The following is a 24,638-nucleotide window of genomic DNA, read 5'->3' as shown; positions in this document are numbered from 1 at the left end:
GCATGTGGAACTGGATCATCGCCATCTTATCTGACCCCAATACACGTTGGATATTGCTTGGCTGTCTGTTGTTAGGATTCAGTAGCGGAATTATTGGCTCCTTCACCTTTCTTCGTAAACAGAGCCTGATGGGGGACACCCTTGCTCATGCTGCTCTGCCTGGGATCTGTATTGCATTTATGTTGACGGAAACGAAGTCGGTCGGATTATTCCTGTTCGGTGCTCTGGTGGCAGGCATTGTCGCTACCTTCGGAATCTCTTGGATTACGCGCTACTCCCGGATCAAGCAGGATGCGGCGATGGGAATTGTGCTGACCGTCTTTTTCGGGATTGGTGTAGTGATGCTGACGCGCATCCAGCATGGGGCGAGTGGAAGCCAAAGCGGACTCGATAAATATTTGTTTGGGCAGGCGGCATCCATGGTCATGACGGATGTGTATGTCATGGGTGGTGTATGTCTCGTATTACTGATTGCCTGTCTTGCCTGGTTCAAGGAATTCAAACTTGTGAGTTTTGACCCGGGATTTGCACGTGGTATGGGTCTGCCAGTTGCGATGTTGGAGCAGCTCATCCTGCTCTTGACGGTGATCGCGGTGGTTGCCGGAATTCAGGCCGTTGGTGTGGTGCTTGTTGCAGCCTTGCTGGTAACTCCAGCAGCAGCGGCACGTTGCTGGACCGACTCACTCGCACTGATGGTGGTATTGGCAGGCATATTTGGTGCATTGAGTGGTGCAACAGGGACCATCTTCAGTACGTTTGTACCTAATCTGCCGACAGGACCTGTAACCGTTCTTGCGGCTACGGTGTTGTTTGCCGGGTCAGCCTTGCTGGCTCCCCGTCGTGGATTATTAGCTCGACGGTTGCGCAGTATTCAGGCAAAATCGGCGTATATGCGTGAAGAGCGGGCTACACTTCAGACTCTCGCCACACAGCGAAATCAGCAGGAACGGGGGGAGATGTAATGGCAACGTTTTGGATTATCTTAACGGCCGTATTGGTTTCTTCTGCCTGCGCCATTCTGGGTTGTTTTCTGATTCTGCGGCGAATGGCTCTGGTCGGTGATGCGATCAGCCATGCGGTTCTCCCCGGTATTGCGATTGCTTTCCTGTGGAGTGGTTCCAGAGATTCATTGTGGATGCTGCTCGGCGCAACGGTGTTTGGACTACTGACGGTGTTCTTCATACAGAGTTTGCAGGCGGGTGGACTCTCGTCGGATGCCTCGATCGGAATTGTGTTTACAGCACTCTTCGCCGTAGGGGTCATTCTGATTAGTCTGAACGCCCAGCATATTGATCTGGATCTGGACTGTGTCTTGTTCGGTGAGATCGCTTATGTACAGTGGGATACGCTAACCCTTGGAGGTACGGACGTCGGTCCGAGGGCGGTCTGGATGCTGGGTATCACTTTGCTGGTCATCCTCGTTGTCATTGGGCTGTTCTACAAACAGTTCAAGCTATGTGCCTTTGATCCGGCGTTGGCTGCGGCCTGCGGCATTCCAGTGGTATTGTTCCACTATCTGCTCATGGGACTCGTCTCGATGACGTCCGTAGCTTCATTTGAAAGTGTTGGTTCGATTCTCGTGGTGGGCATGCTGATTGTACCTGCGGCAACGGCTTACCTGCTCACAGATCGTCTGGGCAAAATGATTCTGTATGCCGTCCTGATCGGGGCAGCATCTTCGGTTGGAGGTTACATCATGGCATACGCTCTGGATGCTTCCATCGCGGGCTGCATGGTGGCCGTTGCTGGGATTTTGTTTGTTCTCGCACTGCTGCTGTCACCGAAACATGGCATCGTATTCCGTTACGCTCGTCGCAAATTCGCGGCAAGGTAATGGAAGTTTAAGTAGATAACAGGTGAATAAACAAAATTATAAGAAGCCGTCTGCATCGCAGGCGGTTTTTTGCGTGTCTGGTCGTATTACTTTTACAAGGGTAACCGGATATAAGATATGCAATATAAAATGATAAGTAGTGTCATCCTGCCGATTACGGGTTATTTTGTTGCATACAGATGATCTGTGGTAAAATGTCGTTAGCTGTGACGTCCGGAGCGTCCGTTTTTACAGATGCCGGGCGATCTTGTTGTGAGAGAATGTTTAAAATAGATAAAGAGAACCTTTAAGTTGAACTGGAGAACCATTGTAGAACGGAAAGGGCTCGCTTTAATGTCTGAATGGATATTCATGAGTTCAATTTGGAGAGAGACAACCTAGGAGGAACTACTGTATGAGTGAACTGAAATACAAATTGCTTGCATTGGATATGGATGGAACATTGCTTAACGATAATCATGAAATTACACAGGAGACCGCCAAGTGGATACAGATTGCCATTCGTCGGGGTGTACATGTGTGCCTTTCTACGGGAAGAGCGGTATTCCACGCGATGCCTTATGCGGTCCAGCTTGGACTGGAGACACCGATGGTTACCGTTAACGGTAGTGAGGTCTGGAAAGCCCCGCATGATCTGCATATGCGACATCTGATGGACCCGGCATTGATTCGCCAGATGCAGGAGATCGGTGAGAAATATAACAGTTGGTACTGGGCATACTCCGTGGAAGAGCTGTTCAACCGTGATCGCTGGACGGACAATATTGAAGGTCTGGAATGGTTGAAATTCGGCTTCAATACGGAAGTGGATGAAGTTCGTCACCAGATCATGATGGAATTGCAGCAAATGGGTGGTCTGCAAATGACGAACTCCTCACCCGTTAATATTGAGATCAACCCTGCTGGCGTATCCAAAGCAAGTGGTGTAGCCGAAGTCTGCAAGTTGCTGGGCATCGAGATGTCCGAAGTTGTTGCTGTTGGAGACAGTCTGAATGATCTCGCTGTCATTGAGGCCGTGGGTCTTGGTGTGGCTATGGGTAATGCGCAAGAGCAGGTGAAGGAGGCGGCTGATCTGATCGTAGCGAGTAACAATGAAGACGGCATCGTCGAAGTGATCCGTGAACATATTTTGAAGGGGGAGTAACCTTTGCTCGCAACCGTTGCCTGGATTTTGATTGTACTGCTGTTTGCAGTGGGAATGGCTGGAACGGTATATCCCATACTGCCTGGTGCTGTAGCGATTTTCTTTGCATTTCTGGTCTACGGCTGGTTCTTCAGCTTTGATCCGTTCGGCGTGTGGTTCTGGATCATCCAGATTCTGATTGTTGTCGTGTTGTTCGTGGCTGATTATGTCGTCAGCGCTTGGGGCGTGAAGAAGTTCGGTGGCTCCAAGTTATCGACCACGCTGAGTACCATTGGTGTTATCATTGGGCCATTTGTCATTCCGGCATTCGGACTGGTGCTGGGACCATTTATCGGTGCTTTTATCGGGGAACTGATCGGAGGGTCTTCACCTTCCAAAGCTTCGAAAGTTGGTTTTGGTTCCGTGGTGGGACTATTTACGAGCACTGTGATGAAAATTATTTTGCAAATCGTCATGATTGTTCTCTTTATTATCTGGGTGGTAAGATTCGCCTAAACGTTCAGGATTAGCTTCAACGGGATGCATGTCCGGTGTGGAGGAAAGAAGGGGAATTGGTTTGTCTAAGAAAGAAACATTCATTAAGGGTACGCTCATTCTGGCGGCCGCTGCGCTGATCGCGAGAGTACTCGGATTGGTTCAGCGGGTGCCGCTGGAGCATATCCTCGGCGATATCGGTAACGCATCGTTTACGATCTCCAATACGGTATATTTAATGCTGTTAACTGTGGCAACGGCGGGAATACCGAGTACTCTGAGCAAAATGGTATCGGAACGCTATGCGCTCGGACGCACGGGTGAAGCTCAACAGATCTACCGTGCAGCTCTGATCTTTGCAGCTGTCGCCGGGGTAGTTATGTCTGCTTTATTGTGGTTCGCGGCACCTTATTATGCCACCTATGTCTCCAAAGTACCGGAGTCAGTTAGCGCCATTCGCGCCTTGGCCCCAGCCTTGCTGCTCTTCCCGGCTATTGCGATGATGCGTGGATATTTCCAGGGACGCGGCAACATGACAGCAGGCGGTATTTCACAGATTGTGGAACAGTTTGCTCGTGTAGGTACAGCCATTATCGTGGCTTATGTCATGCTGCAATGGAATTATGATGATCAAACGATTGCTGCAGGTGCTTCATTTGGTGGGGTATTAGGAAGTGTTGGTGCTTTCGGTGTCATGCTGTACTTCACCTTGAAGCTGCGTCGTAGCGATCGTGCGGCTCAATTGAATTACGAGCGTGCAGAGCAATTGCCGATGCGAGGCATCTACAGTGATATCTTTAAGCTCTCTATTCCAATTGTGCTGTCTTCACTTGCGGTTCCAGCCATTAACTTTATCGATTCATCCCTTGTGGTTCCACTGCTTAGTGGCCAGATCGGGCTTGAAGAGGCGACAGGTGTACTTGCGATTCTCGGTGCCAAGGCCCAAAGTATTGCAGGTATTCCGCCAATTTTGGCTATCGCTTTAAGTCAGTCGTTGGTGCCTGTCATTTCGGCAGCATTTGCCCGCAAGGATGAAGCCCATCTGAAGAATCAGGTTACACTTGCGTTGCGCATTTCGATTCTGACAGGTATGCCGATTGTCATTGCACTTTGTGCGGCAGCGTATTCCGTCAACGGATTGCTGTTTACCAATCTGGATGGAACGCCGATCATTGCTTTGTTGACATTCGGTACCATTTTTCAGATTACGATGATGACCACCAACTCCATTTTGCTTGGGGTAGGTAAACCGCGGATTACGATGGTGAGTGTGGCAGCAGGTGTTGTGATCAAGTTGGTCGCAAGTTTGATTCTGGCGCCTATCTTCGGTATATACGGCATCATTATTGCAACAGCTCTCTGCTTCTTGGTGATCACATACCTGAATCTGCGGGTCCTTCGCAAAATCGTTGATTTCTCCATTATGGGAGATCGTTGGAAAGGGTTTATCATTACGGTCTTGCTTGCAGCAGGTGTAGGATTTGCAACGAACTGGATTGGCAATACGATCTTTGGGCTTTTCCTGCCAGCGCGTGTATCTTTCTTGTTTACCTGCCTTGTGGTTGGGGTGCTTGTTGTGGTGGTGTATCTGGTTCTCATGGTTGTGCTGCGTGTACTGCGCAAGGACGAGCTGGGCAGTTACCCCCGTATTCTGCAAAAAATTCTTCGTCCACTTATGCGTCTTCAACGTGGAGCTGGGCAAAGAGGTTAAAAATGCAAGGAGCATCATTCAAGCATTAATATTTTGTGAAAATAGGATACAAGCTCTGTCTGCTGTTAAGCGGACAGGGCTTTTTGTTATGGCTTTAGCCAGTTGAGTGCGTGTAACGTGCGAAACAAAAAACCACCCGCTATGCGGGTGGAGGAATCGAGGGTTTGACCACTAAGACCATTCCGATAAAATTGAGATGTTCAGGCTCAGAGAAAGGAATGGTCTTAGATGGCAAACAAGAGCTATAGCCTAGCTCACACAAAGTGGATGTGCAAATACCACATTGTATTCACCCCGAAGTATAGACGGAAAGAAATCTATAATCAAGTGAGAAAAGACTTAATCGAAATTTTTAGACGTCTATGTAAGTACAAGGGAGTAGAAATTATAGAAGGTCATATGATGCCCGATCATGTTCATATGTTGGTAGCGATTCCACCGAAAATAGCTGTCTCAACGTTCATGGGATATCTAAAGGGGAAAAGTTCGCTAATGATATTCGAGAAGCATGCCCAGCTCAAGTATAAATACGGCAATCGAAAGTTTTGGGCAGAAGGGTACTATGTGAGTACAGTGGGTCTAAATGAAGCAACGGTAAGAAAATATATTCGTGAACAAGAAGCACATGATCAAGCGTTAGATAAGCTGAGTGTAAAAGAATACGAAGATCCATTCAGCAGTAATCGGAGCAAAAAGAAGTAAAACCAGTTTAACTGGTGAGTGAAAGTGACAAACAACACTGAGCCTGAACAGCCCTGCTGTCAGGCTAGCGTCTTTAGGCGCAGTTTGGCAACAGGGGGTTATACCCCAAGAGCAAACCACCCGTTGGACGGGTGGTCCTGATTTAGCTAAGGCGAGCTGAGCGACTGAACTCGACATTAGCCCAGCAAGCGAGGATTAGCGATACATCGGGGTATCATATCATCCGTCTTTGTCTGCTCTATATGATTTTTAGCATTAGTGTGTGATGGCTTTGGCATCATGAGCCAGTGCTGTTTTCAGCATGCCATACCGGTGTTCGTGACTCATCTCAAACAGCCATGGCCGACGCGGTGCCGTCAGATAACCGAGACAATCCCGAGTCTGAAGCCAGTCCTGTCTGGTGATCGGTTCATAAGGCGTGTCCCCCCATACGGAGAGCAGTTCTGGACTATATAATCGTTGCCCTTCTGGAAGCCATTCCTCATCCAGTAACGCCTGAGCGTATAATGTATGATCACCCGCCTCGTCTTCACGATTGGTAAACAGACCAGGCCAATATTCGGCACGCGAGCCACGATGGGGAACCAAACGTGCGAACTCCAACACTTGTGTGTGTACTTGCTCCACGCCAAACAACAGGGCATATAGCCCTTTGCCAAACATGATTCGCTCATCCAGCTTGCCAAAATGTTCAATGACGCGTCCTGCGAGTCCTGCTCTCCGTCCAAGAGGGAAGACGATATGATTCAGACCCGCCAAATTATGCAGATGGAATGCGGGTTTGGAGAGGACTTCTTTTTGAAAATAAGGATGCTGCACGACCCGGCTCTCGATATAGTTCTGCTCATTAATAATTAATGCCACACTAAGCAGTGAACTGCACCGTTCCAGCCAAAAGCGTTCCCAAAACGGCGTCATAAACGCCGAGACGTGAAAGTGCGACAAGAGATGGAAACAGCTTCGTCCGATGCGGCGACTGTTCATATACAGCAGAAGCTGGGGATAGGCATCCTGGAAAATGAGTGCATTGCACCGCTCCAGCAGTCGGTACATATGCTCGCGATCGCTTTGATTTTGTAGATTATGCATTAAGTCACTCTGAAGATCTGTCATGTGATATCCGCCGTTGCGAGAGACCATATGGGCCAGCAGTGCCCAATGCAGTTCGGGATATTGCTCATAACATTCCAAGTAGGCTGCCGTGCGGGTGATATTACTCCGATTATTCTCCTGAGTCAGTGTCTTAATCTCTTCCAGAATGATGCAATCTTCTTCACAGACGAGTGCGCTTTGAATCTGGTCCGTGCGTGCAAAAGGCTTTCCGCTGGCAGGTAACAAACGCTCCACCTCTGACTGTAAGGCAGCTGCCGTATCTGTATCCCACTCGATGTCACGCAAAGGGTGACGAAGCTGTGCAGAAGCTTGCCATGCAGCCTGTTTGCCACGCCAGATTTCCCGGGCAGCACCTGGAATGGAACGGACCATCTGCATGAGGGACCCGTGATGTTGTTCGCTGGAAGAATCGGTTCTGGTGGAAGTCATGATGTGACATCCTTTCATGATGTTCTGGGTTTAAATTCACAGACCATGTGGTTTATTCTAAGTATGCGCTGATTATTTGACTTCCACTCGCCAATTTGCTTCACTTAGGGTAAGACAAGGTACAGAAAGGGAGATGAACCGAATGGAACAGATTACTTCCAAACCGGCTTTTGATGTAGCCATCCAATCCCCACGTTTGACGATTGCCGTATTCAAGGCAGACTGGTGTGGAGACTGCAAATACATCGATCCGTTTATGCCTGAGGTTGAAGAGAAATATGCACGTGAACTGACTTTGATTGAGGTTGACGTGGATCAGGTTGGAACGGTTAGTGAAGAGCAGAATATTCTTGGTATTCCGAGTTTTGTGGCGTATACAGATGGCCGCGAACTCGTACGGTATGTGAACAAGCTGCGCAAGTCGAGAGAAGAGATTGAGCAGTTCCTGGATCGCGCAGTTGAGGTGTACAACACGATCCATAAATAATGTTATATAAGTTCAACGAATGAATATTTACACAGACACTACGATGCCAGAATAACCTTCCGATCGCTGTTATCCCCAGATTTTTTTTAATCCCTTTTATAAAGGGGAAATCCGGGGGTAAAGAAGCATATGCTTTCGATGCAGCTTTCCTTCAGAAAGCTTTTAACTTCGCTTCTTCAGGCTATTTCTGTCCTCTCCGTTATGGTGTAAATGTTTAATTGAGCTTATATAAAAGTATGACAGGTTCATGTTCTAAAAGGGTATACTTAAAAGAACGCCATTTCTCTTGAAATAGGGAAATGGCGTTTGTGTGTTGGACACGTTCTGTGTAAGAAACGTTTCTGTACATAGCCCCAATGACCTGCGGGTCATTATTTCACCAGACGTTAACATTTTGTCACAAAGCGCGACGTCAATGAACATTTTATCCGGTATAATGAATTTAGTTGTGAAATAAGTGTCAAAGTACCGAAACAAGCGGAGAATATTCTTCGCCATCTTAAACCAACAGCGGGTGAGAAAAAATTGAAACACTTAACTTTGTTTAAATGGTTAACCGTATTAACCTGTCTTGTCATGTTTCTGGCCACTTTTGGTGGAGGCATCGTAACCAAAACGGAATCTGGCCTTGGCTGCGGAACGGAATGGCCTTTATGTAACGGAAAACTTGTTCCCGCACATACTGTGGCTTCACTCATTGAATATTCCCATCGCGCTGTAAGCGCACTGGCTGGATTGTTGTCCATTGCCTCGTTTGTTGCTTTTCTGCGGTTTGGCAAGTCACGCCGTGATCTGCAATTGTTTTCTTTCTTAACCTTGGTATTTGTTATCGTACAGGGAATCATGGGGGCTTTTGCCGTTGTCTTTTCCCAATCTTCAGCAGTTATGGCACTGCATTTTGGTTTTGCACTGATTGCTTTTGCCAGTTCCCTAATGATGGCGCTGGGCATAAGGCAGGAGGCAAAAGATGGCGGATTGGAGCGCCTGAATAAATACCCTCGGGTTAGCAGAAAATTCAGGAATCTGGTCTGGTTTTCCACCATTTACACATATCTCGTGGTATACACGGGTGCATTTGTGAGTCACACGGATTCTGCCGGCGGATGTTCCGGATTTCCGCTCTGTAACGGGCAGATTATTCCTGAGCTTTCGGGTGGGGTAGCGGTTGCTTTTGCTCACCGTGCAGCTGCTGCGTCGCTAGTGATTGTTATTGCGATCCTGGGTCACTTCGCTTACCGTAATCATCCGGACAACAAGGAAATGCGTACTCTGGGTGTGGTATCCGTTGTTCTTATTCTGATGCAAGTAGTCATTGGTATTTTCATGATGGTGACAATGAACCGTCCGGAAGTATACATGTTCGTAGCTCTTGCTCATATGCTGGATATCGCCATATTGTTCGGGGTTTTAACCTATATGAGTTTCCTGGTGTACAAGCTGTATCGACCGGTTAATCGGTTCTAAGAGATATATCCATTCTTTATTCAAAGGTAATTGGGCTAAATATGAAAGTCCACCATCCAGTGATGTACATCATTGGACAGGTGGACTTTGTTTGATGTCAGGGGGATCAGGGCAACCTATGGCAAGCAGCAATTACACGGAATGGATGTTGTGTTACGTTTACGGTGATGAATTCTTGTTGATTTGGAAAAGAGGAGGTTAGATATGCTGCGAACGTTGTTGGGGGAAAAACCGCGTATAAACGAGGGTAAATTGAAGGCAGCGATGGACGCAATGGCGCATACGCTTGAGCTATTTCAACGACAAATGCATGTGGACCATGATCCCACGCATGACTATCGGAAACTGTATGTGTGGACTCAGGGACTCATCTCCTCACTGGATGAACTGGAGCAGAGCAGTTTCGCTGCTGCTCATTTTCGTAAAAAGGTCGTTGCAGGTTCAACGGATGATATGACGCCGACTGAAAAAGCCGAGTATGCACGGTATGTGTATTTCTACAAAGATGGCTTTATCCGCTGCTTTGCCATCCTGGATAAAGTGGGCACGGTATTAAATGAAATATTCCAGTTGAATACTTCAAATACCAAAGCGCATTTTTCTTATTTTACTGTGTTAAGGCAGTTCGACTATGCGAGGGAACATCATGATCTTGCGTTGCAATTAATACAGATCAAGGACTCTTATCGTGAGCCGATGAGCAAGCTGCGCAAACGACGTAATATGGAAATTCACTACATGAACTCAGAAATGCACGATGACCTGTGGCAGTTACACCAGACCATGCAAGGTAAAGTGAAATTGGAGGATCTGAATCAGCATGTGCAGGAAATGCGTCAGGGCGTCGATATGGTCTGTGAAACGTTAACAGCCTCTTATAGTTATATCAACAAAATATGGAAAAGAAATAATTCCCTTTGACAAATCGGAATACTTGGAATATACTGAGTTTCAATCGAATGTTACATGGATATAACTGATATTTCGGAAGTTACGTTCACATTATAAAGCATAAACTACATGAACTTATAAAATCCTACAACAACATATTTCTTATCGAGAGCGGCGGAGGGACAGGCCCGATGAAGCCCGGCAACCGATTTGTAACGACATGATACATGTGTCATTCGTTATAGATGTTAGGTGCTAATTCCTACAAAATGGTGCAAGACACGATTTTGGCAGATGAGAAGGTATATTCTTTCACGTGAAGAGCCCTCTTTGTATCTGCAAAGGGCTCTTTTTTTGTACTTTAAGGGGAGTTTTCCTTTAGATCGGGTAAAGATACATGTAGGTGGTTGGAAAGGGGCAAGTGCGATTGATTGAATTAAAAGGTTTAACGAAAACGTACGGCAAAGGGAAAAAATCTACAACAGCGTTATCCGAGCTGAACTTGAGCATCCAAAAGGGTGAAATCTACGGTGTGATTGGCCATTCCGGAGCTGGTAAAAGCACTCTGATTCGCTGTATTAATTTGCTGGAACGGCCTACGGAGGGTGAGGTATGGGTCGACGGAATCAACCTGACTGAACTGAGCAAAACCGAATTGCAGCAACAGAGACGCAAGATCGGGATGATTTTTCAACACTTTAATCTGTTATCTTCGGCAACGGTATATGACAATGTAGCTTTTCCACTAAAGCTTGTGAATACCCCCAAGGAAGCCATTGATCGCAAAGTGAAGGAAATGCTCGCACTGGTTGGTCTGGAGCACCATAGCAGCAAATATCCGGCTCAATTATCAGGTGGACAGAAACAACGTGTAGGGATTGCGAGAGCACTTGCAAGTGATCCGAATGTACTTCTCTGTGATGAGGCTACTTCGGCACTTGATCCGCAGACGACAAATTCAATCCTGAAGTTACTGCTCGACATTAATGAAAAATACAACCTTACGATTGTACTGATTACACATGAGATGCATGTCATTCAGAACATCTGTGACAAGGTGGCTGTCATTCATCAAGGCGGCATTGTGGAACAGGGACCTGTAACAGAAGTGTTCCTGAAGCCCCAACATGCGATTACGCGGGACTTCATGATGCGTGACCATGAAGCTGGACTTGCTCTGGAAGAGACCGCTCTGGCAAATGCAGGCGTTGAATTGCAGGCAGGTGCTGCTTCCAAACTTGTGAAGATATCTTTTCTGGGTAACAAAACGTATGAAGCGATTTTGTCCAGGACGGTACGTAAGACAGGTGTGGATTTTGCTATCCTGCAAGGGACAATCTCTACGATCAAACAGGTTCCTTATGGACAGCTGACCGTTCGGTTCGAGGGTGATTCAAATGCGATTGATCGGACGATATCAGAATTAACCGCAGAGGGACTCGATGTGGAGGTGCTTCGTTAGATGGATTTTTCAACCGTACGTTGGGAAGAGGTTGGTAAAGCTTCCATAGAGACACTGCAAATTCTGGGTGTATCAGGCCTGTTCACCGTTATCTTTGGTTTACCGCTCGGAGTTCTGCTGTTTATGACAGCCCGATCTGCTTCGATTAAGTCACGGACAGTGTACACTATACTATCCCTGATTGTTAATATTTTGCGCTCGGTACCATTTATCATATTAATTGTTGCTCTTATTCCATTTACTCGTATACTCGTCGGTACAGCTACGGGGGTGCTCGGCGTAATACCTCCTTTGGTTATTTCAGCAGCTCCTTATTTCGCTCGTTTGGTTGAGAACACGCTGCGTGAAGTCGATCGGGGTGTCATTGAGGCGGCGCAGGCGATGGGTGCATCAACCGGACAGATTGTAAGACGGGTGTTGTTGCCTGAGGCATTGCCTGGTCTGCTTGCTGGTATAACGATTACCATCGTTACGCTTGTCTCCTATACGGCGATGGCTGGCATGGTTGGTGGTGGAGGTCTGGGAACACTGGCAATTAACTATGGATACTTCCGTTATCAAAATGAAATCATGATTATATCCGTAGTGTCGATGATTATTCTAGTGCAAATTCTCCAGATGGCTGGAGATCGCTTGGTTACATTTTTCACCAGGAAATAACACATAGATAACATGATGGTCATGCAATCACGCGGATGCCACATGAAAAAAATGATTAGAGAAGGGGTTTTACACATGAAAAAATGGTCTTTTGCTCTACTTAGTCTTATGTTGATTGCGGTTCTCGCAGCTTGCGGAAACAACAAGGACGCCGATAGCGGTGCAGACAATTCAGCAGGTGCACCACGTACAGTAGAATTGAAAGTCGGAGCTTCACCTACACCACACGCAGAGATTCTGGAAAGCATCAAGCCTGAACTGGAAGCACAAGGAATTCGTTTGCAAGTCGTTACGTTTAATGACTATGTACAACCTAACCAGCAACTTGCTGACAAAAAATTGGATGCAAACTTTTTCCAGCATCAGCCTTATTTGGACACAGAGAATAAAGAACGTGGATTCAACCTCTTTTCTGTAACACCTGTTCATGTTGAACCTTTTGGCGGCTACTCCAAGAAGATTAAGTCTTTGGATGAATTGGCAGACGGCGCAAAAGTAGCGATTCCGAATGACCCATCCAATGGTGGACGTGCACTGTTGCTGCTCGCGAAGGAAGGTATTATTACGCTGAAAGACAACACAAATATTACATCTACGATTCAAGACATCACAGCCAATCCGAAGAACCTGGATATCATCGAGCTGGATGCAGCTATGATGCCTCGTCAATTGGATGAAGCAGATCTGGTATTCATCAACGCCAACTATGCGCTTGAAGCAAACCTGAATCCGGCAAATGATGCTTTGCTGATCGAAGATCTGCAAGGTAACCCGTACGCAAACATCCTCGTTTCCCGTGAGGACAATAAGGATTCAGATGCCATTCAGAAACTGGCTGCTGCCTTGCACTCCGAAGAAGTGAAAACATTCATCAAAGAGCGTTATAAAGGTGCAGTTGAACCTGCAACTGAATAATTCACGATATGTATGATATGATGAGAAGTTTGTAAGAAATAAAGAAATAAGCCGTATATCTCTTGAGAAGAGATATACGGCTTATTTTATGTTTCCTAATCTGTGCTGACGCGGGGATCAACATAGGTCAAAGTTTTTCCGGTTTATCCACGTCAGATGGATGTCCAGATTGGCGGTAGTAAGATAATTCATTCTGATCAGCATATTGCTGTTCATCCGCTTCTTGCAGGTACGTCCTCTCGGAGGGAGAGAGTGTTTCTTCTTCTCCGTGTGAGCTTTTGATTCTGTATCTGATCCAACCGATCAGCCCAAGGACGACAACGAGGATCAAAGCCCATCCTTTTTTAAGCAAAAGAAGAGCACTGAATTTCTGGGAAGCAGTGTACCCGATCCCGCCCATCAGAAGACTGTTGAGCCCTATGGTGGATGTTTTGTCAGTCGAAGCATTGTACTCCTCATAGGTATATCCTGCATTGATGTTAAGTTGATTAAGGACGGTTTCCTCGAATGCTTGGCGGCTCTGTTGAAAGGTGGTCGTATCTGTGACCAGAATGGCTGTGATGTACCCTTCACGTGTCAGGATTTTTACATTGTAATTGACCATGGATTGCTGATCAGCATTCTTGAAACCGAGGGAGTAGACCAACTGATGTTTGGTACTGTCATATGCCGGTTCGATTTCCCACCCCGTTATGTACGTTCTATATTCAGGATCAAGTTCTCTGTTATCTTCTTCTGTGCCTCGGATATAACTGCTTAACAGTTCTTCGGCACTCAGATTTTGATCGTCATCATGGATATGACCCGTCTTCACGTATTCAAACACAACATACCACGAGCCGAATTCGCTATTACTGGTTAGACTTCCGATTTCGTTCCCGTTAGGTTTGCCCCCGCTGTTAAGTATCGAGCGTTGAGTGTTGGCCTTATCCAGATAGGAATGGCTTTCAGGGACTTCCAGGGTGGCCTTACCGTCCAGAGAGACAGATGCTGGTCCAGTAATCCAATCGTACTCATCAAGTGCTTGCTCATTCTCACTTGCGGCTGATACCTGTAAGGCACTAGAGACTGTGAATAAACTCAACACTAAAAGTGTAAGAAATGATATCCATCTTTTATTCATCATATTCATGTAGAGGTCCTTTCAGGTTATATCCTCGACAGTACCATAGGTGTCTGATTTCGATCAAGATATATTTGGAATTAAAGGTGGATAATCCCTTGTGGATAAGCGAGTTGTAGGAGGACGATAAATCTTTTATACTGGATAGTGACTGCTCTTTGAAGAGGGGGATGAACGTGAAGGGAAAGATTGCCCTCATAACGGGAAGTGCCAAAGGTCTTGGTAAAATGACGGCCCTCAGTCTGGCAGATCAGGGGTGTCATATTGCCCTCAACTATGTACACAGCAGAACAGAAGCTGAGGCTTTAAGGGCTCAGATTATAGCCAAGGGTGTGCGGTGTATTGCCATCCAGGCTGATATATCCAAGGTGGAAGATATCTCTTCATTGGTTGAACAGGTGGAAGACAACCTGGGCAGCATTGATATTTTGGTGAATAATGCGGGTCCATTTGTCCGTGAACGACGATTATTTGCGGATTATTCTGAAGCTGAGGTCCAGATGCTTGTGCAGGGAAATCTGTTGGGACCGATGTTGCTGGATCAGCGTGTATTGCCAGAGATGAGACGCAAGCAATGGGGACGCATTATCCATTTTGGCTTCAGTCACGCTGGAGAAGCGAGATCCTGGCCTCATCGCGCCGTATATGCGGCTGCCAAGGTGGGGCTGGTATCTTTTACAAAGACACTCGCGGTTGAAGAAGCCCCGTATGGAATTACGGTTAACATGGTATGTCCAGGTGACATTCGTGGTGCGAACAAAGAGAAAACGATTGATGAAATGGCAGGCATCACCGACGAGGAAACGCCAAGAGGGCGACCAGGCAGCGGTGAAGATATTGCACGAGTGATTACGTATCTGTGCCTTGATCATTCCGATTTTATAACAGGTAACATTATGGATGTATCTGGAGGACTTGATCCGATTCGTCCAACCATACAGCGCGAGGATACTTAAAAGGTGAATTGAAGGATTGTACGTGGAAACGGGTCAAAGGGACAGATGGAATGGACTCTCTGCATATGCACACAAAAAAAGAGCCCTCCGCTTCATGCGAAGCGAAAGGCTCTTGAGGTTTATTTCGTGAAGGATTGATTAGAATACTTGTACGACTTCTTGTACACCCTCAACTTCTTCGAGAAGGGCACGTTCAATCCCGGCTTTTAAGGTAATGGTGGAGCTTGGGCAACTGCCGCAGGCACCGACCAGTTTCAGCTTAATGATGCCGTCCTCCACGTCGACCAGTTCCACGTCACCGCCATCGCGCTGCAGGAACGGACGAAGTTTATCAAGCACATCAGATACCTCATCATACATGGTGCTTTGTGCGTTTTCGCTCATATTGTTCAACTCCTTTCCTTCCTATATTATATTACAAATGGCCACAAATTAAAATGGTCAAACAAAGCAGGTGAACTTAAATGAGACCGATTATTGAATTTTGTGCCAATAATATGCATTTTGGCACAGATGAAGTCATGGATCAACTGGAAGAAAATCCAGACTATGACGTGATTGAATACGGCTGCCTAACCAACTGCGGCCAATGTTCTATGACTCCATTTGCACTGGTGAATGGCGAAGTTGTCATCACGGACAAAGTGGAAGATCTATATAATGCCATTCTGGCCAAAATTGCCGAAGCCGATGTCTGGGACGAGCTCGATCTCGACTAACCGAGATGGCGCTTGGACATCCAGAGCACACCACTTTTCAAAATACGAGGTACACGTCCCATCATGGACGTTTTGCCCATCAGCCCAAACCCAGACTTCTTGCCGAGTGCACCGAGTGTGCCACGAAGCTTTAGTGGATGTGGATTGGGCTTTTCGCCTTTCCAGAGGGCATGCTGAATATGGGCGATCTGCTCACCCTGTACTTCCGCAGCTTGACCGCTAGGTGCATAAGGGACACTGGCACAGTCACCAACGACATACACATCGGTATATTCCGGGATTTGGTAGTATTCATTCAGGACGACACGACCTTGAGGGTCTTTGGTCACGTCCAGATCCTGTACCACTTTTACGGGCTGAATGCCTGCAGTCCACACGACAGCATCCGTTAGAATCTGTTCATCCCGGTTATAAATGGCATTAGGTTCAACACGTGAAATGGCGATATGCCCGCGTGTCTCTACCTGATGTTCGTTAAACCATTCATGCACATACACGGACAGACGTTGCGGGAAGGCTGATAATACACGTTCACCACGATCCAGAATGCTGATGTTTAGATCGGGTCTGCTCTCACGAAGTTCGGCTGCCATCTCGACACCACTTAATCCGCCGCCTACGATATGCACATTGCCATAGGCTTTGACTTCATTAAGACGCAGGTAGGTCTCGCGTGTTTTACTAAAGCTTTGAATGGTACAGCTGTAGTCTTCGGCGCCTGGTGTATTGTGGAAACGGTCTGTACAACCAAGTCCAATGACAAGCTTGTCGTACACGAGCGGGTCTTGGCCTTCAAATTCAATCTGACGCTGTTCCAGGTCAATCGAAGTAACTTCTCCATAACGGTAAGTGACTTTATCGCTCACTGGAAATTGGATACGCAGGTCATAATCAGATACGGTTCCTGCTGCGAGTGCGTAATATTCTGTCTTTAATCCCTGAAAGGGGCTGCGGTCCACCAAAATAATTTGTGTATCGGATGGAATTTTACCCTCCAGAAGTTCCTTGATGATGGTGAGGCCGCCATAGCCGCCTCCAAGAATGACGAAATTTTTCATGACTCGGCTTCCTTTCTGCATCAGTCCCACTGAAATGGGGCTGTAAACTGTGGAGCAGCTATGCAATGACATAGCTGCTCCTTTTGTTAGGATTTGAATAATTAAAAAGTAGACGTTGAAAATTGAAGATATTATTCAGCAGTTTGCACCACTCGAATTCAAACGTCTCCCTATAATGAAAGCTGCGTTCTGGAGTGGTGCTGGTGCAATATTAGTTGTGGATGGAATTATGTCCTATTCGTACACTTGAATTTCATTGTAGAACGTATCACGTTCTACCGGAATACGTCCTGCACCTTTAATGAGCCATATGAGCTCTTTACGTGTAAGGCCTTCAGGTGTGAGTGCACCTGCCGCATGACTAATCCGTTCGCGAACGATCGTGCCATGTGCATCCGAAGCACCGAATCCAAGAGCGACTTGAGCTAGCTGTGGACCGATGTTAATGAAGTATGCTTTGATATGATCGATGTTATCCAGCATCAGACGGCTGATCGCAATTGTTTTGAGATCCTCATAAGCCGAGTTACGACGCATAATACTCGCGTTTTTACTTTTTGGCTGCATGGAAAGTGGGATAAAGACCATGAATCCGTTAGTCTCGTCTTGCAATTCACGGATCTGCACCATGTGGTTAACGCGGTCCTCATAGGATTCGATCGATCCATACAGCATCGTTGTATGGGTACGCATGCCGAGATCATGAGCTGTACGGTGCACCTCAAGATAACGATCCACGTTGGCTTTGTCTACACGCATTTTTTTACGATATTCATCCGAGAGAATCTCAGCGCCGCCACCAGTCAATGTTTTCAGACCTGCTTTTTGCAGCTCTTGCAGAACTTCTCTGATACTGAGTCCGCTAATCCGGGTGAAGAAATCAATCTCGGCTGCTGTGTAAGCTTTCAGTGTAACATCCGGATATTTCTCGTTTAAAGCACGCAGGGAATCGACATAATATTGAAAAGGAACATGGTTATTATGTCCGCCTACAATATGGAACTCACGTACGCCCGGATGAATATGCTGTTCCACATAATCGATCATTTCCTGACCGGATAATGTATAAGAGCCTTCTTCACCCTGGTCTTTACGGAAATTACAAAAAGCGCAGCGGGCTTCGCATACGTTTGTAAAATAAAGACTCATGTTTTCGATGAAATAAACTTTCTTGCCATTCTTCCGCAAGTTGGCCTCATTGGCCAGCTGGCCCAAAGTCAGCAGATCATCTGTTTCATACAGATATACGCCGTCTTCTACGCTCAGCCTTACGCCGTTCTGCACTTTCTCAACGATTTCAGCCATTCTTTTGTCTGTGAACGGTGTTACCAATGTAGACATACTGTTTCCTCCTGTTCTTAACCGGATTTGAGTTGTGTGTAGGATCTGCATACAGAACTACATAGCAAAGATGCGGTCAACTGCCGCCTTCTTATAAGGACTAACTCTTATTTACCCGGTGCAGCGTGTGCTGCATATAAAAGCTAAATTTTTTCAAAAAATGGAGTCTGTTGACTCATATATGCATTGGGGACTGCGTTGCAGTCTCGAAATGTGAAAAAAATTACAACTCCAATTATGACCATCGTCTGAATAAGTCATGACAAAATATCGACATTTCAGTGCGACCACCTATTCATTATAAACCTCGTATCGCGGGGGTTCAATACACTGGGAAGAAAAAGGAGTAGAGGGGGAACGCGGAAAGAGGCAAACATGACTTGAGACCCTTGACGGGGTGGAGTATAATTTAAAGAAGAGTTAATGAAAGGTAGTTCAAAAAGTCCGCTTTTGATTACGAAGGATGCCTAGCGTCGAATATGGGATTCAGCCGAAATAAGCGGGAGGCTTACGATGTGTGTTTCCTTTGGAAACATTGTAGTTGCTCACGTAGTTTTGCCTACGCTCCGCTACTCCATTTCTATCTTCATCCCATCTTCTTGGTACTGAAAAGCGCCCTTTTTGAACATGATTTTATATGAAAAAGGAGAGTGACCTGGCATGATTAACATCAGCGAAACGGCTGCTGACAGATTGAAAGAGATGCTTGCACAGCAAGAGACACCTGGTATGTTCCTGCGTCTTGGCGTGGCACCGGGCGGTTGCACCGGATTTTCGTACGCCATGGGCTTTGACGATAAAGAGTCCGATGAGGACCTGTATATGGATATTCAGAACATGAAGGTTGTAGTCGAGAAGGAAAACCTGAAATATCTGAATGGACTTGAAATTGATTTTGAAGAGTCTGGTATGACGGGTGGGTTCACCATCCATAATCCGAACGCAGTAGCCACTTGTGGTTGTGGATCTTCTTTCCGTACGAAGGAAGATGCGGGTGTGCCTGATAAGGATTGTTAAGAAACTGAGTTGTACAGCGGTTTCCCAATTCTGTTTTGAAATAAGCAGTTTGCAATCCCTTTAATAGATAGCCTCTGAATTGTATCCGTTTTGCACGGGCATGATATCAGGGGCTTTTTTGCGTGTACTGATTGTGCATGGTTGACAAACTTAGTTGTAACAACTATAGTTACAATATAAAGTTTAAACATAAACAATATCGATAATTTAAAGGAGAGATCATGATGAACATTGCAATCATTGGTGCAACAGGCAAAGCAGGAAGTGTAATTTTGAAAGAAGCAGCAGACAGAGGTCATAAAGTAACGGCAATCGTTCGTAATGCATCCAAATTGGAAGATAAAAGCCTGAATACGCTGGAGAAAGATGTATTCGATCTTACAGCTGAAGATCTTAAAGCATTCGATGTGGTTGTAAATGCATTTGGTGCTCCAGCTGGTAAAGAAAACCTGCATGTGGAAGTAGGACAAGCGTTGATCAACATCCTGAAGGATACACCAAACACTCGTCTGATCGTGGTGGGTGGAGCAGGAAGCCTGTTCACAGACGAGTCCAAAACATTGCGTGTCTTTGAATCCCCAGGATTCCCTGATGCTTACAAAGCAACTGCAACGAACCAAGGCCAAAACTTGCTGGATCTGCAAGCATCTTCGGGTATTCAATGGACATTCTTGAGCCCGGCTGGATTCTTTAATCCAGAAGGCGTACGCACTGGCAAATATCAAGCAGGCAACGACGTTATTCTCGTGAACAGTGAAGGTAACAGTTACATCAGCTATGCAGACTATGCGATTGCTTTGGTTGATGAGATCGAGAATCCACAACACAAAAACGAGCGCTTTACCGTTGTTGGCGAAGTGAAGTAACACTTTCAAATAATAATATGTAATATACAAACGGACGCTGATCTCCACAGATCGGTGTCCGTTTTTTTTATGTTATCGAAGAGGGATGATCTGCAATAACGTTAGACAGATTAGATGATTATAGTTCAACTTCCAACTACTCCTTTGAATCTATGTTATATTATTCTAAAGATGGTAAGGAAATGTGATTATATGAAAACCATCTTCTCTTCATTGGAATTTCTGCTAGTTCAAAAGTATGAGGGAGTGAACAGTTGTGAAGATGTATTCTAATGGAGTTATACTATTGATCTTTGTGGTTTTTATGATGAATGAATCGAGTGGTTCAGGGTTGTCCCAATATACAAACGTTAAAAATGCGCTGAATCAAATTCACATCACTTCTCTTTATCCGAAAAATAAGAATGGACAGACATATGGTTCTAACATATATGCGACTTCTCCAGAAACAGAACCTGATTTAATATTGGCTACTGGTGTGGATGGTACAGAAGGATATCTGCTGAAAAAAGACATGGATGGCGAGCAACCAAAAACACCTGAAGAAGCTATTGCGATACAGAACAGCAGATCACCAGACGGATGGGATATTCCACTGTATGACAAGGATGGTGAAACCGTAATTGGTGTGTTTCATGTTGGAGGAAAGTGAAAGTAACCAAAATAGGATCAAATGTGACGCTACCATACATAGACGATTCTTTTCTGAATGGCTTCCTACTACAGGATATGAACAGGTCGACGGAATGGAATTTGAAATTACTGGAGTTAAAGATGGACTGAATTTTGTTGAGTTATGGTTTGCTGTAAGAAAAATATCTTAGTTTTATTTCTTCTAGATTAGTCTTGAATAATAACTTAATAAAGACAAATGGAGCAAACAATTGTGTCCGATTGGTTGCTTCTTTGTTCATTCACCTAACGGCCAGGGAAAATGCAACATTTTTCCTGTTAAACAGGTCAATAAAGATGTACCAATTAACATTATGAGAAGAAGGTGGAAAAACTGAAGCTTCGTATAATCACGTTAATTTTTTTTATATCTAGCGTGTTCTTTATCTCAAATGCACAAGATGTTAACGCTTTGTCATGTGTTGAATCGGGAAGCCCCCAAGAACAGTTAGAAATATATGATGGAGCTGTTTATGGTGAAGTAAAGCAAGTTAAGGTCGACTTGAAGCAAGAGGGATTTACGGGGACCAAAGAGAAAATTAGATATATTTTAGTGGAAGTTGAGAGGAGTTGGAATACTGAAGTTGACTCTCAATTAATTATTGCAACTAACTTCACTTGGGGGTTTGATTTTAAGGAAGGCAACAATACTTAATATACTTTAGCGAAGTGGATGGCGAATTAAGCAGTAGTCCGTGCAGTTTGACCATCGAAATGAATAATCTTAATCAAGCAACTGAACTATTCGGAGAAGGGTTTCCACCAAAACAACAAGTAAACTTAGAACACAAAATGTGGTTTATGTTTGAGCAAGATATTGATTTGTATATCGTAGGTGTAGTTGTATTTGCGGTGATTTTTATCCTTTTTATGAGAGTAAGAAAGAAAAAGCGCAAAGCATAATTTGGTTGCGCTAAGCGGGGAATTTTGCTCAAAGAAAAGTCGTTTGAACTAGGAATGGATTCCTGTATGACCTATTACCCCCTTTACTTAAACGAGGATCGAGGCGTATAATCCGTTGAGATATTAGAGTAATAAGAGGGGATACAGTTATGAATAGTGGATTAATCAACGCGATCATTGCGTATATCATGTGGGGAGTTCTCCCGCTGTATTGGAAGTTGTTTGAAAATGTACCGGCAGGCGAGATTTTATCGCACCGGGTTGTCTGGTCATTTGTCTTTATGGGGATTTTCGTTGCCGTCCAACGTCGTTGGAGTGACATGAAGCGCATTTTGACCAGTCGTTCGACCCTGCTGTCCCTTACCGCGAGTGGGCTGCTAATTGCTATTAATTGGCTTATCTTCATCTGGGCGGTTAACAACGGTCATGTCGTTGAGACAAGTCTGGGCTATTATTTGAACCCGTTACTGAATGTGTTGCTGGCGGTTGTCTTCCTTCATGAAAAGCCAAACCGTGGACAATGGCTCGCGATTGCCATCGCTGGTGTCGCGGTGCTTATCATTGCCATCGACTACGGACGTTTCCCATGGGTTGCGATCTCACTGGCCGTGTCATTTGGCTTGTACGGTCTGGCAAAGAAGAAGATCAAACAAGACGCTTCAGTGGGGTTATTTTCGGAGACAGCTGTAGTTCTGCCAGTCGCACTCGGCTACTGGATCTACTTGGCTTTCGTTGGAAAAGCCACGGCATGGACGCTGCCTGCGCCCATGTTCTTCGAACTGCTTCTATCTGGTGTGGTGACGGCGTTGCCGCTGCTCTTCTTTGCACGGGCGGCTGCTCGAATGTCGTTGTCCACACTAGGCTTCGTACAGTATATTGGGCCGACAATCATGCTGATCCTGAGTGTGTTTGTGTTCAAGGAAACGGTCTCGCCAGTTCTGCTCGTTGGCTTCGCGCTCATCTGGACAGCGCTCATCGTATACGCTATTTCATCGATGCGCGCTACGAGACTTGCTAAGGTAAACTGAACAGAGGTATTTGAATCGTTAAAAATGCCCTGCCCGCCTATGAGGTGGACAGGGCATTTTACATTTATGAAGAAAAGATAAGATAGCTCAGCAAAACTAAAAAGGCAGCTGATCAACATTATGGTAAAATACAGGAGTAGTAATCAAAAATAGTAACCAAAAAACGAGGAGGCAACAGATATATGATGGTTAATAACCGTTACCGCAAACGTGAACCATTCTTTGTAAAGAATGCTGTAGTTCAGATACTATTTCAGTTTGCAGTTTCAGCAATAATCGGTAGTATATATGGGTTCATGATGGTCAACGAGACGATAGGTGGATATATTAATAAACTATTACCGAGCACGGATGGTCCGGATCTTCATTTATATCTGCCCGTTGTGGTTACGGTGTTCATCTACTCATATTTTATTCAGAAGAAACAGCGGATTTTACTTGAAAAAATCTCATTTAGTTGTCTCCATATTTTAGTTGCCCTAATAAGCTGTATTTTTTCAGTTGTTGTGTTATTGGTGATCTAAACCAAATCCTACGTATCAACACCTTCAGCCCCATCAACTGCATCAATGACACCGACAGCGAGTGTTGTTACCGCAGCAGCAGCTAAAAGATTCTTGGCACCAAGCTTGACTCTGTCCTTATCTTCCTCTTGCATGCCCACAACAACATCTTTACCGCTGTTATATACATACTTGGCTGATATCGCTACACCTTTTGCAGTATTGGTTACAGCACCTCCAATATCAGCAAGCCCCGCGTCTATGGCGGTATCATCTTTTCGAATTGCACCACTGGCGAGATCATATGTGCCACTAGCCAGTTGTCCAACGGTTTTGCCTGTATTAATCGTAGCTTTCTCTACGCCGTTTCCGATTTCTTTGATAAAGGGGCTTCCTGCAATTTCACCAACAACCCTTACGCTACCACCCAACACTTTCCCGGTAACTTCCCCAGCTAACTGACCTAGCCCTTTTAAAAAACTCATCCTTATGCCTCCTCTCCTATAAAAAGTTGATCCTATGTGTTATCTCAATAAACTTATTATATTCATATGTAAGCCAAAAGAACATCAGTCTCCAGCCCGAGTGGTGTACCCCTCCTCGATTGATCGCGACACGATTTTAGAAGTGCCTCATAAGCAGCAACGTAGTGGAAGAGGCGGAATCGATTCTGAAGAAGCGGAGCGTTCGCCTGAAAGCTTTCTGCAAGAAAGCTACATCGGAAGCATAGGCTATCCCCGGATTTTCCCCTTATCAGGGGAATTCATAAAATCTGGGGATAACAGCGATCATAAGAACGATCCGACCCCGGAACGCCCACCACGCTGTCCGCAAACACACAAAAGGCGCTACTCCCACCAGGAATAGCGCCTTATGCCCTTCATTACCCTAATCCATTTGACTACCCACGGTTTTAGAAGTGTCTCAAGGAGCAGCAACATAGTGGAGGGGGCGGAATCGATTCTGAAGAAGCGGAGCGTTCGCCTGAAAGCTTTCTGCAAGAAAGCTACATCGGAAGCATAGGCTATCCCCGGATTTTCCCCTTAACAGGGGAATTCATAAAATCTGGGGATAACAGCGATCATAAGAACGATCCGACCCCGGAACGCCCACCACGCTGCCCGCAAACACACAAAAGGCGCTAATCCCACAGGAATAGCGCCTTC

The 24,638-nt window shown here is 45.6% G+C and carries 27 protein-coding genes and 1 riboswitch; of the genes, 21 read left to right on the top strand and 6 right to left on the bottom strand.

The window, feature by feature from the left end; genetic code table 11:
* Positions 1–2 precede the first annotated feature (2 nt).
* The 6 genes from V6669_RS25140 to tnpA all read left to right on the top strand — a co-directional run bounded on the left by V6669_RS25140 (position 3) and on the right by tnpA (position 5,865).
* Positions 3–962: a metal ABC transporter permease gene (locus V6669_RS25140; protein WP_338588492.1), complete on the top strand. Its 960-nt coding sequence runs from the start codon at positions 3–5 to the stop codon at positions 960–962.
* Positions 962–1,834: a metal ABC transporter permease gene (locus V6669_RS25135; protein WP_047841304.1), complete on the top strand. Its 873-nt coding sequence runs from the start codon at positions 962–964 to the stop codon at positions 1,832–1,834. Before V6669_RS25140 ends, V6669_RS25135 begins: the two co-directional genes overlap by 1 nt.
* A gap of 394 nt (positions 1,835–2,228) precedes the next feature.
* Positions 2,229–2,978, top strand: a complete 750-nt coding sequence (locus V6669_RS25130; protein ID WP_076253219.1) for a Cof-type HAD-IIB family hydrolase — start codon at positions 2,229–2,231, stop codon at positions 2,976–2,978.
* Positions 2,979–3,032: 54 nt separating this feature from the next.
* The gene (locus tag V6669_RS25125) at positions 3,033–3,473 is read left to right on the top strand and encodes a DUF456 domain-containing protein (protein WP_047841365.1); all 441 of its coding nucleotides are present in this window, start codon (positions 3,033–3,035) and stop codon (positions 3,471–3,473) included.
* Between the two features lie 61 nt (positions 3,474–3,534).
* Positions 3,535–5,163: a polysaccharide biosynthesis protein gene (locus tag V6669_RS25120; protein WP_338588491.1), complete on the top strand. Its 1,629-nt coding sequence runs from the start codon at positions 3,535–3,537 to the stop codon at positions 5,161–5,163.
* A gap of 228 nt (positions 5,164–5,391) precedes the next feature.
* Positions 5,392–5,865 carry an IS200/IS605 family transposase gene (gene tnpA / locus V6669_RS25115; protein WP_307536646.1) on the top strand — a complete coding sequence of 158 codons (474 nt, stop codon included), beginning with the start codon at positions 5,392–5,394 and terminating at the stop codon, positions 5,863–5,865.
* A 255-nt stretch (positions 5,866–6,120) separates the two neighbouring features.
* On the opposite strand, the gene V6669_RS25110 is transcribed toward tnpA, so the two are convergent.
* Positions 6,121–7,407 (bottom strand): DUF2515 family protein, encoded by a 1,287-nt coding sequence (locus V6669_RS25110; RefSeq protein WP_338588490.1) that lies wholly within the window; start codon positions 7,405–7,407, stop codon positions 6,121–6,123.
* A gap of 142 nt (positions 7,408–7,549) precedes the next feature.
* On the opposite strand from V6669_RS25110, the gene V6669_RS25105 reads away from it, so the two are divergent.
* The 6 genes from V6669_RS25105 to V6669_RS25080 all read left to right on the top strand — a co-directional run bounded on the left by V6669_RS25105 (position 7,550) and on the right by V6669_RS25080 (position 13,286).
* Positions 7,550–7,894, top strand: coding sequence for a thioredoxin family protein (locus V6669_RS25105; RefSeq protein WP_017692403.1), 345 nt, complete (start codon positions 7,550–7,552; stop codon positions 7,892–7,894).
* A 525-nt stretch (positions 7,895–8,419) separates the two neighbouring features.
* On the top strand, positions 8,420–9,358 hold the full coding sequence (locus tag V6669_RS25100) for a heme A synthase (RefSeq protein WP_338588489.1): 939 nt from the start codon (positions 8,420–8,422) through the stop codon (positions 9,356–9,358).
* A gap of 204 nt (positions 9,359–9,562) precedes the next feature.
* Entirely contained in the window at positions 9,563–10,279 is a 717-nt protein-coding gene (locus tag V6669_RS25095) for a Cthe_2314 family HEPN domain-containing protein (protein ID WP_338588488.1), read from the top strand.
* A 129-nt stretch (positions 10,280–10,408) separates the two neighbouring features.
* Positions 10,409–10,550, top strand: a riboswitch (SAM riboswitch).
* A 126-nt stretch (positions 10,551–10,676) separates the two neighbouring features.
* A complete protein-coding gene (locus V6669_RS25090) occupies positions 10,677–11,711 on the top strand; it encodes a methionine ABC transporter ATP-binding protein (RefSeq protein ID WP_338588487.1) in 1,035 nt (344 codons plus the stop codon).
* Positions 11,712–12,371 (top strand): methionine ABC transporter permease, encoded by a 660-nt coding sequence (locus V6669_RS25085; RefSeq protein WP_338588486.1) that lies wholly within the window; start codon positions 11,712–11,714, stop codon positions 12,369–12,371.
* A 75-nt stretch (positions 12,372–12,446) separates the two neighbouring features.
* A complete protein-coding gene (locus V6669_RS25080) occupies positions 12,447–13,286 on the top strand; it encodes a MetQ/NlpA family ABC transporter substrate-binding protein (RefSeq protein WP_338588485.1) in 840 nt (279 codons plus the stop codon).
* 127 nt (positions 13,287–13,413) lie between these two features.
* Here V6669_RS25080 and V6669_RS25075 read toward each other — a convergent pair whose 3' ends face one another.
* Positions 13,414–14,418 carry a DUF2167 domain-containing protein gene (locus V6669_RS25075; RefSeq protein WP_338588484.1) on the bottom strand — a complete coding sequence of 335 codons (1,005 nt, stop codon included), beginning with the start codon at positions 14,416–14,418 and terminating at the stop codon, positions 13,414–13,416.
* 167 nt (positions 14,419–14,585) lie between these two features.
* On the opposite strand from V6669_RS25075, the gene V6669_RS25070 reads away from it, so the two are divergent.
* The gene (locus V6669_RS25070) at positions 14,586–15,365 is read left to right on the top strand and encodes an SDR family oxidoreductase (protein ID WP_338588483.1); all 780 of its coding nucleotides are present in this window, start codon (positions 14,586–14,588) and stop codon (positions 15,363–15,365) included.
* Between the two features lie 138 nt (positions 15,366–15,503).
* On the opposite strand, the gene V6669_RS25065 is transcribed toward V6669_RS25070, so the two are convergent.
* Positions 15,504–15,749 carry a NifU family protein gene (locus V6669_RS25065; RefSeq protein WP_053783253.1) on the bottom strand — a complete coding sequence of 82 codons (246 nt, stop codon included), beginning with the start codon at positions 15,747–15,749 and terminating at the stop codon, positions 15,504–15,506.
* 80 nt (positions 15,750–15,829) lie between these two features.
* Here V6669_RS25065 and V6669_RS25060 point away from each other — a divergent pair, with 80 nt between their 5' ends.
* Entirely contained in the window at positions 15,830–16,084 is a 255-nt protein-coding gene (locus V6669_RS25060) for a YuzB family protein (RefSeq protein ID WP_036605750.1), read from the top strand.
* Here V6669_RS25060 and V6669_RS25055 read toward each other — a convergent pair.
* Both V6669_RS25055 and mqnE read right to left on the bottom strand, forming a co-directional pair.
* Positions 16,081–17,142 (bottom strand): NAD(P)/FAD-dependent oxidoreductase, encoded by a 1,062-nt coding sequence (locus tag V6669_RS25055; RefSeq protein ID WP_036673332.1) that lies wholly within the window; start codon positions 17,140–17,142, stop codon positions 16,081–16,083. The two genes, V6669_RS25060 and V6669_RS25055, sit on opposite strands and share 4 nt — an antisense overlap.
* 234 nt (positions 17,143–17,376) lie before the next feature.
* Positions 17,377–18,483, bottom strand: a complete 1,107-nt coding sequence (gene mqnE, locus V6669_RS25050; protein WP_091037892.1) for an aminofutalosine synthase MqnE — start codon at positions 18,481–18,483, stop codon at positions 17,377–17,379.
* Positions 18,484–19,143: 660 nt separating this feature from the next.
* Here mqnE and V6669_RS25045 point away from each other — a divergent pair.
* The 7 genes from V6669_RS25045 to V6669_RS25015 all read left to right on the top strand — a co-directional run bounded on the left by V6669_RS25045 (position 19,144) and on the right by V6669_RS25015 (position 23,493).
* Positions 19,144–19,500 carry an iron-sulfur cluster assembly accessory protein gene (locus V6669_RS25045; protein WP_062837974.1) on the top strand — a complete coding sequence of 119 codons (357 nt, stop codon included), beginning with the start codon at positions 19,144–19,146 and terminating at the stop codon, positions 19,498–19,500.
* Positions 19,501–19,724: 224 nt separating this feature from the next.
* On the top strand, positions 19,725–20,366 hold the full coding sequence (locus tag V6669_RS25040; protein ID WP_338595042.1) for an NAD(P)-dependent oxidoreductase: 642 nt from the start codon (positions 19,725–19,727) through the stop codon (positions 20,364–20,366).
* Between the two features lie 256 nt (positions 20,367–20,622).
* A complete protein-coding gene (locus V6669_RS25035) occupies positions 20,623–21,018 on the top strand; it encodes a hypothetical protein (RefSeq protein ID WP_338588482.1) in 396 nt (131 codons plus the stop codon).
* A 345-nt stretch (positions 21,019–21,363) separates the two neighbouring features.
* Positions 21,364–21,693, top strand: a complete 330-nt coding sequence (locus V6669_RS25030) for a hypothetical protein (RefSeq protein ID WP_338588481.1) — start codon at positions 21,364–21,366, stop codon at positions 21,691–21,693.
* Between the two features lie 47 nt (positions 21,694–21,740).
* Positions 21,741–21,941, top strand: a complete 201-nt coding sequence (locus V6669_RS25025; protein ID WP_338588480.1) for a hypothetical protein — start codon at positions 21,741–21,743, stop codon at positions 21,939–21,941.
* Positions 21,942–22,090: 149 nt separating this feature from the next.
* Positions 22,091–22,969, top strand: a complete 879-nt coding sequence (gene rarD, locus V6669_RS25020) for an EamA family transporter RarD (protein ID WP_338588479.1) — start codon at positions 22,091–22,093, stop codon at positions 22,967–22,969.
* A gap of 182 nt (positions 22,970–23,151) precedes the next feature.
* Positions 23,152–23,493: a hypothetical protein gene (locus V6669_RS25015; RefSeq protein ID WP_338588478.1), complete on the top strand. Its 342-nt coding sequence runs from the start codon at positions 23,152–23,154 to the stop codon at positions 23,491–23,493.
* A gap of 8 nt (positions 23,494–23,501) precedes the next feature.
* Here V6669_RS25015 and V6669_RS25010 read toward each other — a convergent pair whose 3' ends face one another.
* Entirely contained in the window at positions 23,502–23,957 is a 456-nt protein-coding gene (locus V6669_RS25010) for a hypothetical protein (RefSeq protein ID WP_310339808.1), read from the bottom strand.
* Positions 23,958–24,638 lie beyond the last annotated feature (681 nt).

It is taken from the genome of Paenibacillus sp. Y5S-9, from assembly GCF_036894235.1.
Lineage (GTDB): Bacteria > Bacillota > Bacilli > Paenibacillales > Paenibacillaceae > Paenibacillus.
This window is presented reverse-complemented; position numbering and strand designations above follow the sequence as displayed.